The sequence below is a fragment of the Burkholderia sp. LMG 13014 genome (genome assembly GCF_905232215.1).
Lineage (GTDB): Bacteria > Pseudomonadota > Gammaproteobacteria > Burkholderiales > Burkholderiaceae > Burkholderia.
Window position 1 is genome coordinate 1 of record NZ_CAJNKE010000289.1, and the last position, 7,425, is coordinate 7,425.

At 67.8% G+C, this 7,425-nt stretch carries 8 protein-coding genes; 3 read left to right on the top strand and 5 right to left on the bottom strand.

Annotated features, from left to right (window positions below; all coding sequences use genetic code 11):
- The coding region (locus tag JYJ84_RS23435) for an acyl-CoA dehydrogenase family protein (RefSeq protein WP_374102122.1) at positions 1-563 on the bottom strand (563 nt) is incomplete at its 3' end.
- A gap of 166 nt (positions 564-729) precedes the next feature.
- Here JYJ84_RS23435 and JYJ84_RS23440 point away from each other — a divergent pair.
- On the top strand, positions 730-2,295 hold the full coding sequence (locus JYJ84_RS23440) for a sensor histidine kinase (protein ID WP_175219406.1): 1,566 nt from the start codon (positions 730-732) through the stop codon (positions 2,293-2,295).
- Between the two features lie 77 nt (positions 2,296-2,372).
- On the opposite strand, the gene JYJ84_RS23445 is transcribed toward JYJ84_RS23440, so the two are convergent.
- Complete coding sequence (locus JYJ84_RS23445) at positions 2,373-2,759, bottom strand: tautomerase family protein (RefSeq protein ID WP_175219408.1); 387 nt, start codon at positions 2,757-2,759, stop codon at positions 2,373-2,375.
- Between JYJ84_RS23445 and JYJ84_RS23450 the strand changes: the two genes are divergently transcribed.
- The gene (locus JYJ84_RS23450) at positions 2,758-3,063 is read left to right on the top strand and encodes a hypothetical protein (protein ID WP_205184109.1); all 306 of its coding nucleotides are present in this window, start codon (positions 2,758-2,760) and stop codon (positions 3,061-3,063) included. The genes JYJ84_RS23445 and JYJ84_RS23450 overlap by 2 nt on opposite strands.
- Positions 3,064-3,110: 47 nt before the next feature.
- Here JYJ84_RS23450 and JYJ84_RS23455 read toward each other — a convergent pair whose 3' ends face one another.
- Together JYJ84_RS23455 and JYJ84_RS23460 are read right to left on the bottom strand one after the other, a co-directional pair.
- Positions 3,111-3,614 (bottom strand): aromatic-ring-hydroxylating dioxygenase subunit beta, encoded by a 504-nt coding sequence (locus tag JYJ84_RS23455; RefSeq protein WP_041493642.1) that lies wholly within the window; start codon positions 3,612-3,614, stop codon positions 3,111-3,113.
- Entirely contained in the window at positions 3,611-4,894 is a 1,284-nt protein-coding gene (locus tag JYJ84_RS23460) for a Rieske 2Fe-2S domain-containing protein (RefSeq protein ID WP_175219411.1), read from the bottom strand. The genes JYJ84_RS23455 and JYJ84_RS23460 overlap by 4 nt, the downstream gene beginning before the upstream one ends.
- A 139-nt stretch (positions 4,895-5,033) precedes the next feature.
- Here JYJ84_RS23460 and JYJ84_RS23465 point away from each other — a divergent pair, with 139 nt between their 5' ends.
- On the top strand, positions 5,034-5,954 hold the full coding sequence (locus tag JYJ84_RS23465) for a LysR family transcriptional regulator (RefSeq protein WP_174962137.1): 921 nt from the start codon (positions 5,034-5,036) through the stop codon (positions 5,952-5,954).
- 330 nt (positions 5,955-6,284) lie between these two features.
- On the opposite strand, the gene JYJ84_RS23470 is transcribed toward JYJ84_RS23465, so the two are convergent.
- Positions 6,285-7,268, bottom strand: coding sequence for a PDR/VanB family oxidoreductase (locus JYJ84_RS23470; protein ID WP_175219413.1), 984 nt, complete (start codon positions 7,266-7,268; stop codon positions 6,285-6,287).
- Positions 7,269-7,425: the final 157 nt, after the last annotated feature.

Here is a 7,425-nt window from a genome sequence, read left to right on the forward strand (position 1 = left end):
TGGTCGGCGCGGACCACGGCCGGGCGCGGCGTGTTCGGCGCGGCGGCCTGCGCGCCCGGTACGGCGATGCCGACGCCGAGCCAGTCGGCGCCCTTGCAGCCGCTCGCGAATTTCCACGTGCCGTTCACGCGCCAGCCGCCGGGTGCGGGCTGAGCCGGCTGCACCGGAAACAGGCCGCCCGCGAACACCTGGTCGGGGCCGCTTGCATACAGCTCGGCCTGGGTCTCGAGCGGCAGCGCGGCGAGATACACGTTCGCCGAGCCGAAGCTCGCGACCCACGCGGCCGAGCCGTCGGCGGTCGCGATCCGTTCGATCATGTCGAGGAACGCGGTCGGTGCGAGCGCATCGCCGCCGAAGCGGCGCGGCGTGCCCGCGCGATAGATGCCCGCCTGCTTGAACAGCGCGATCACGTCGCGCGGCACGTGCGACAGGCGATCGAATTCTTCGCGGCGCGCGGCGACGGTCTCGATCACGGCGTCGAGCGGCGACAGCCGGGCGGCCGGTTCGCTGGCCGCGTGGGGGGCGCTCGATGCGGTGTCGAGGGCGAGGGCGGCGTGGGGCATGGCTGTCTCCTGGGGCGGATTGGGGTTCGAATTCGGGGTGGCATGCATGCCGCGCGGTAAGCGGCACGTCGATGCAACCAGTCTAGAAACGCCGAAAACGCGCAGCAATTGGTGCGTTGGGCCGTGCGACTGGTGACGTTCCGTGCCGCACTAAAGAAATCTTCAGATGCGGGCGGCGCGCGCCGGTGCTATGTTGGGTTTCCGGTCGCGCGATGCCGTGCGACCCCATCCGAAGCCGATCATGAGTTTCCCCGACGAAGACGATTTCCACCGGCTGCTCGACGCGTTGACGACCTGCGTGCTGCTGCATGACGCGCACACCAAGGCGATCGTGTGGGCGAACCGCGCCGCGTGCATCGCGCTCGGTTTTTCCGTCGAGGAACTGCTGCCGCTGAAGGCGCCGGACATGACGCGCCCCGAACCGAAATACCAGCGCGAGATCGCGGTGAGTGCGTGGGATCGCGCGCTCGTCGACGGGCCGCAGGTGTACGAGTGGTGCTACCGGTCGCGCACGGGTGTCGACATGCTGTCCGAGGCGACCGCCACCTACGTGCCGCTGCGCGGGCGCGACGTCGTGATGGTGCAGTTCCGCGACATCAGTGCGGAAGAGGCGGTGCGCCAGCAGTTGCGCCGCTACGAGGCGCGACTGCGCGAATTCATGCAGGACCTCGACGAAGGCATCGCGGTCGTCACGCCGCACGGCGGCGTGCAGTTCATCAGCGAGTCGGGCCGCCGCGTGCTCGGGCTCGCGCCTGACGAGGCGCTCGGCGAGGTGCTCGACTATTGCTCCGAGGCCGATCGCGACCGGCTCGTCGCGCAGCTGCGCGATGCGCCGTCCGCGTACCCATCCGCGCCGCAGCGCTACCGGATCGTACGGCGCGACGGCTCGACGTGCTGGCTGCGCATCCTGTGCCGGCAGGTCGAGATCGAGGACGATCTCGACGGGCTGCTCGTGCAGTTCCGCGACGTGAGCGACGAAGTCGCGATCGAGGACGCCCGCCGCGCGGAAGCGCGCATGCTCGAACATGCGGGCCGTTACAACGCGATGGGCGAGATGGCGAGCGTGATCGCGCACGAGCTGAGCCAGCCGCTCGCGGCCGTGCGCAATTTCATCGAAGGCGCGGTGCAGCGGCTGAACGGGCGCGGCGCCATCGACGACGCGATCTGGGGGCTGCGTAGCGCGGACCGGCAGGCCGAGCATGCGGCGCTGATCATCAAGAGCGTGCGCGAGTTCATCGTGAAGCGCGAGCCGGTCGTCGCGCTCGCCGACCTGCGCGACATCCTCGCGGACGTCGCGTATTTCATCGAGCTGCGCGCGAAGGAGGCCGGCGTGACGGTCGCGATCGTGCAGGCCGATGTGCCGCTGCCGATCCGCTGCGAGCGCGTGCTGATCGGGCAGGTGATCCTGAATCTCGCGTTCAATGCGATCGAGGCGTTCGCCGGTTGCGAGCGTGTGCCGCGCACGCTGACGCTCGGCACCGCGAACGTGGCCGGGCATGCTGAGCTGCGTGCGATCGACAACGGCCCGGGCATCGCGGCCGGCGCGCACGACCGGCTGTTCGACGGCTTCTCGTCGTCGAAGGCGGGCGGGAATGGAATCGGGCTGTCGCTGTGCAAGAGCATCGTGACGCGCCACGGTGGCCGGATCGGCGCGAGCCCGGCCGAGGGCGGCGGGCTCGACTGCCGCGTGACGCTGCCGCTCGCCGGGACGAAGGCGAACGCAAGCGCATAGCCGCGGGGGAGCGCGCGATATCGCTGCCGTTTGGCGGTCGTCGCGCATGAGCGGGCAGGCTCGCACGCAGCGCATGGTCAGCGTCCGAGCGCCCGTGCGGTTTGCCCGCCGATGCCGAAATCGGTGTTCGGGATGTCCTTGATCATCACGCGGGTGGCTTGCAGGGGCGCGTCGAGCACGCTGGCGCTCGTCTCCGACAGCGCGGCGATCAGCGCGCGCTTTTGTTCATCGGTGCGGCCGGCGATCAGGATCGCGACGATCACGGGCAGCGACGGTGGCGCGCCGTTCGCGGCGCTGCGGCCGCCGAGGCCGATGTGCGTTGCCGGCAATTCGGTGAGCAGCACGCGCACCGATTCGATCGGTGCGCCGATCGCGTCGACGGTCGCGTTGCTGAGCCGTGCGATCAGTTCGGCCTTGCGGGCGTCGTCGTGGCCGGCCGGCAGGAAAACTTCGAGTGTGGGCATGGTCGTCGGGAAAGGTGAAGGTGGCCGGCTCACCGTTGCGTTGGCGATGGCGAACCGGTGGCCGCTTTTAGGTGAAGGTGGCCGGCTCACCGTTGCGTTGGCGACGGCGAACCGGTGGCCGCTTACAGGTGAAGGTGGCCGGCTCACCGTTGCGTTGGCGATGGCAAACCGGTGGCCGCTTACAGGTGAAGGTGGTCGGTTCACCATTGCGCTGACGACGGCGAACCGGTGGCCGCTTACCGGTGAAGGTGGCCGGCTCACCGTTGCGGTGGCGATGGGTGAACCGGTGGCCGCTCACGGGTGAAGGTGACCGGTTCCCCGTTGCGACGGCGATGGCGAACCGGCGGCCGCTTACAGCAGGAAGCCGATTGCGCTGAGTGCTTCGGTCGAATCGATCAGGCGCACGACCTTCTCTGCGATCCGCATCTCGCCTTCCGCATCGACGTGCAGCTTGTGCGTGACATCGGCCGCGAACAGCGTCGCGACGCCGCGCTTGTACGCGACGACGACCTGCGCCGACTTCAGCTCGACGGTGTCGGCGCTGCCGCTTTCCAGCGTGAAGCGCGACACGGTGCGCACCGTGCGCGCCGCGTCGGTCGCCGACGCCGAATAGCCGGACACCATCCGCTGCACACGCTTCTCGCGCATGTCCTGGTCGTCGAACACGTAGTTCAGCGTCGCCGCGAAATCGGTGGTGTCGGGATCGATCGGCACCACGTAGTGGCCGGCCGGATCCCACAGGTCGAGCCACGCGCGATAGTCGCGGCGGTCGAGCATCTCGGCTTCACGCCACACGAATTCGACCGCGCGGGCGAAGGTCTGCTCGGAAAAGAGGGCGTTGCGGTCGTCCATTATTGTTGCTCCATCATCGTGCGCCATTGCTGGTAGGCCTCGCGCATGCCGGTCTCGTCGGTCGCATGCGCGGTCTTTTCGCCGTTCGCGGCAGTCGTCTCGCGGTTCAGCCCGCGATTCACGAGGATCGGCACGTCGGGGCCCGCGTGTGCACCGCGCTGTACGCGTTCCCACGCTTCCGCGTCGTCGGGGCTGCCGAAACCGAACGGGCCCTGGAAGTGCTCGTGGATGCGCAGCCGCTCGCGGTTCGCCTCATCGGGGCCGCCGTCCATCGCGAGCGCGACGTGACGGATCTCGGTTTCGTTCGCGGAGATCGGCCGCAGCACGCGGAAGAACGCCATCGACAGCGCGAGGTTCGGGAACAGGTTCAGGTTGAAGCCGACGCCCATCAGCGAGCGCACGATCCGGCGCACTTCTTCCGGCGTGTGGCGCTCGGCGAGCTTCGCCGCGAGCGGCGCGAAGCGCTCGGCCAGCGGCGCGCCGTCGTCTGCGTCGAGGTCGATCAGCTCGGGCATCAGCACCGCGAGGCTGTGGCCGTTGCCGAGCCCGCGGCAGAACGCGTCCTCGCTCGTCATGAAGCTCGTGATCGCGGCGGCCGTTTCGTCGTCGATCGACTTCATCCACGACTTGTGCACGACCGGGAAGTGATAGAGGTCGGTCGTGTTCTCGAGCTGGATCTTCCAGTTGCCCTTGAACTTGAACTTGTGCTCGCCATTCGCCTTGATCGGGTAGCCGGCGCCCTGCTTCATGAACAGGTCGATCCATGGCTTCGCGCCGCCGAGGAAATCCTCGAGCGATTCGATCGCGTCGTTGAAGCTCGCGAAGATCAGCCCCTGGTACACGCCGACGCGCAGCTTCACGAGCGGCAGGTCGCCTTTCTCGCACACGCCTTCGTAGCCGTCGCCGTACGGCAGCGCGCGTAGCGTGCCGTCGAGTGCGTACGACCAGCTGTGATACGGGCACGTGAAGCCCTTCGCGTTGCCCTTGTGCGATTCGCACACGGTCGCGCCGCGATGGCGGCAGCGGTTCTGCAGCACGTTGATCTCGCCGGTCTTGTCGCGCACGACGATCACCGGCTGGCGGCCGATCGTCGTCGTGATGAAGTCGCCCGGGTTCGGCAGCTCGCTCTCGTGTGCGACCCAGATCCAGGTGCGGTAGAAGATGCGGTCGAGCTCGGCTTCGAACAGCGCGGGATCGTGATACATCGCGGGCGCGATGCGGTCGGGTTGCGCGAGACCGTGCAGCGCGCTGGTGTCGATCGTCTGGTAGGAAATGTCGCTCATCGTTGTCGTGGGGAAAGAGTCGCGAAATCGGGCCGCGCAGCGCGCGGTTTCGAGTACCCAGTCTCGTCTTCCACTACATATCCGTCAAATTGATCTAAAATTGGCCGGTCAATAAATACGGCAAATAATGGAGGCTACGATGACATCGGTCGATCATCTCGATCTGAACCTGTTGCGCGTATTCCAGGCGATCGTCGAGGAACGCAGCCTGACGAAGGCCGGCGAGCGGCTCGCGCTGTCGCAGCCGGCCGTCAGCTATTCGCTCGGCCGGTTGCGCACGCTGTTCGACGATCCGCTGTTCGTGCGCACGCGCTCGGGCATGCAGCCGACGCCGGTCGCGCTCGAGCTCGCGGGCATCGTCGGCAAGGCGCTCGACATGGTGCGCGTGGCGCTGCGCTATGCGGAGCGCTTCGATCCGGCCACCAGCACGCGCACGTTCCGGCTGTCGCTGTCGGACGCGGGCGAGATGGCGTACCTGCCGGCGATCTGCCAGGCGCTGCGCGAGCGCGCGCCGCGCGTGACGCTGAGCGTGCAGCCGCTGCCGGTGGAGGAGATCGAGGAAGCGCTGCGCGCGAGCCGGCTGGATTTCGCGATCGGCAACCTGCCGGAGCTGATGCCGCGCACGCGCCACCAGGTGCTGTTCGAGGAAACCTATGTGTGCATGACGGGCCGCCGGCGCGGGTTGCCGAGCGGCGCCGCGCTGAGCCTCGACCAGTTCGTGCGCGCCGCGCACGTCAACGTGAAATCGGTCGAGCACAGCCACCACGCGCTCGACGATGCGTTGCGCGCGCAGGGTGTGGGCCGCAACATCGCGCTCGAAGTGCCGCACTTCGTTGCGCTGCCGAGCGTGCTGTCGGTCACGGATCTGTATGCGACGCTGCCGAAGCGGCTCGCGCAGATCCTGAACCGCGACAATGCGTTTCGCCTGTATGACCTGCCCGTCACGCTGCCGCCCGCGCCGGTGACGATGCACTGGCACGAGCATTTCCATGAAGACGAAGGCAACGCGTGGATGCGCATGCTGCTGGTCGAGCTCGTCGAGCGATTCGACAACGCGTGACCGATGAGGACGAGGGTAACGCGTGGATGCGTGCGTTGCTGGCCGAGCGGGTCGGATGGCACGACGACGCGTGACCGATGAGGACAAGGGCAACGCGAGGATGCGTGCATTGCTGGCCGAGCGGGGCGGATGGCGCGACGACGCGTGACTCATGAGGACGAGGGCCGCGTGTGGACGCGCACGTTGCTGGTCGAGTTCGTCGAGTGCTTCGACGACGTGTGACCCACGAGGGCGAGGGCAACGCGTTCGAGGCGCGCGTGACTGGCCGAATGCGTCGAGCGGCTCGACGGCGCGCGACGTCTTTGACGGACGTCGCCCGGATCGCGTGCGTCAGAGATCGAGCACGAGCACCGCCGAGCGCGCACGCGACACGCAGCAGCAGATCACCGTGTTGCTCGCGCGCTCAGCCTTGCTGAGACAGTGGTCGCGATGATCGGGCTCGCCGTCGATCACGGGCACCATGCAGGTGCCGCACACACCTTCGCCGCATGACGTATCGACCTCGATGCCGATGCGTGCGAGCGCGTCGACGATCGACGTGTCGGGCGTGACGCGTACCGATTGCCCGCTGCGCTGCAGGCGCACTTCGAATCCGTCGGCCGGGCCGGCGTCGGCATTGCCCGCATCGGCGGCGGCCGGCTCCGCCGCGAAGCGTTCGAGATGGATCGAATCGTCGGGCAAGCGCGTCGCGGCTGCCGCGACGACCGCATCCATGAACGGCCCCGGGCCGCACGTATAGACGTGAGCGTGCGCGTCGACCGATTCGACGCAGCGGCCCAGTTCGATCGCGAGCGCGTCGGGCTCGATGCCGTAGTGGAACGTCACGTGCGACGCGAACGGTTCGGCCGACAGTGCGTCGACGAAGGCAGCGTGCTCGCGGCTGCGGGCGAAGTAGTGCAGCCGATAGCGCGCGCCGCGCTTGTGCAGCGCATACGCCATCGACAGCAGCGGCGTGATGCCGATGCCGGCCGCGATCAGCACGTGCTCGCTCGCATCATCCGTCAGACGAAACAGGTTGCGCGGCGCACCGATCGACAGCTCGGCGCCGACTTGCACGTCGTCGTGCAGCGAACGCGAGCCGCCGCGCGACTGCGCTTCCTTCTTCACCGCGAACAGGTAGCTGCCGCGCTCGTCGGGGTTGCCGCACAGCGAGTATTGCCGCGTGACGCCGGACGGCGCGGTGACGTCGATATGGGCACCCGGTTCGTACGTATCGAACGGCTGGCCGTCGACGCGCGAAACCCGGAAACAGCGGATGTCCTGCGCCGCGTCGATCAGCGCGTCGATCCGGACTTGGTGGCGGTTCGCTTGCATGGGGAAATCCGTGGGGTAGGGGAAACGCGGCGCGGCAGACACCGCGCCGTCATGCGATCGAGAATAGGGATGGGCATCGCATAAATCAAATCGATTAAAAAGCGATGCCTGAATCAGTGAGATGGATGATGGTCGGGCGGCCGATCGTGACCGATCG

Excerpts from the sequence above, each read along its gene's own strand:
- JYJ84_RS23465 (WP_174962137.1), top strand. The coding sequence starts at position 5,034 with ATGACATCGGTCGATCATCTCGATCTGAACCTGTTGCGCGTATTCCAG.
- JYJ84_RS23450 (WP_205184109.1), top strand. The coding sequence starts at position 2,758 with ATGGTCGTCGGGAAAGGTGAAGGTGGCCGGCTCACCGTTGCGTTGGCG.
- JYJ84_RS23445 (WP_175219408.1), bottom strand. The coding sequence starts at position 2,759 with ATGCCCACACTCGAAGTTTTCCTGCCGGCCGGCCACGACGACGCCCGC.
- JYJ84_RS23470 (WP_175219413.1), bottom strand. The coding sequence starts at position 7,268 with ATGCAAGCGAACCGCCACCAAGTCCGGATCGACGCGCTGATCGACGCG.
- JYJ84_RS23460 (WP_175219411.1), bottom strand. The coding sequence starts at position 4,894 with ATGAGCGACATTTCCTACCAGACGATCGACACCAGCGCGCTGCACGGT.
- JYJ84_RS23440 (WP_175219406.1), top strand. The coding sequence starts at position 730 with ATGCGGGCGGCGCGCGCCGGTGCTATGTTGGGTTTCCGGTCGCGCGAT.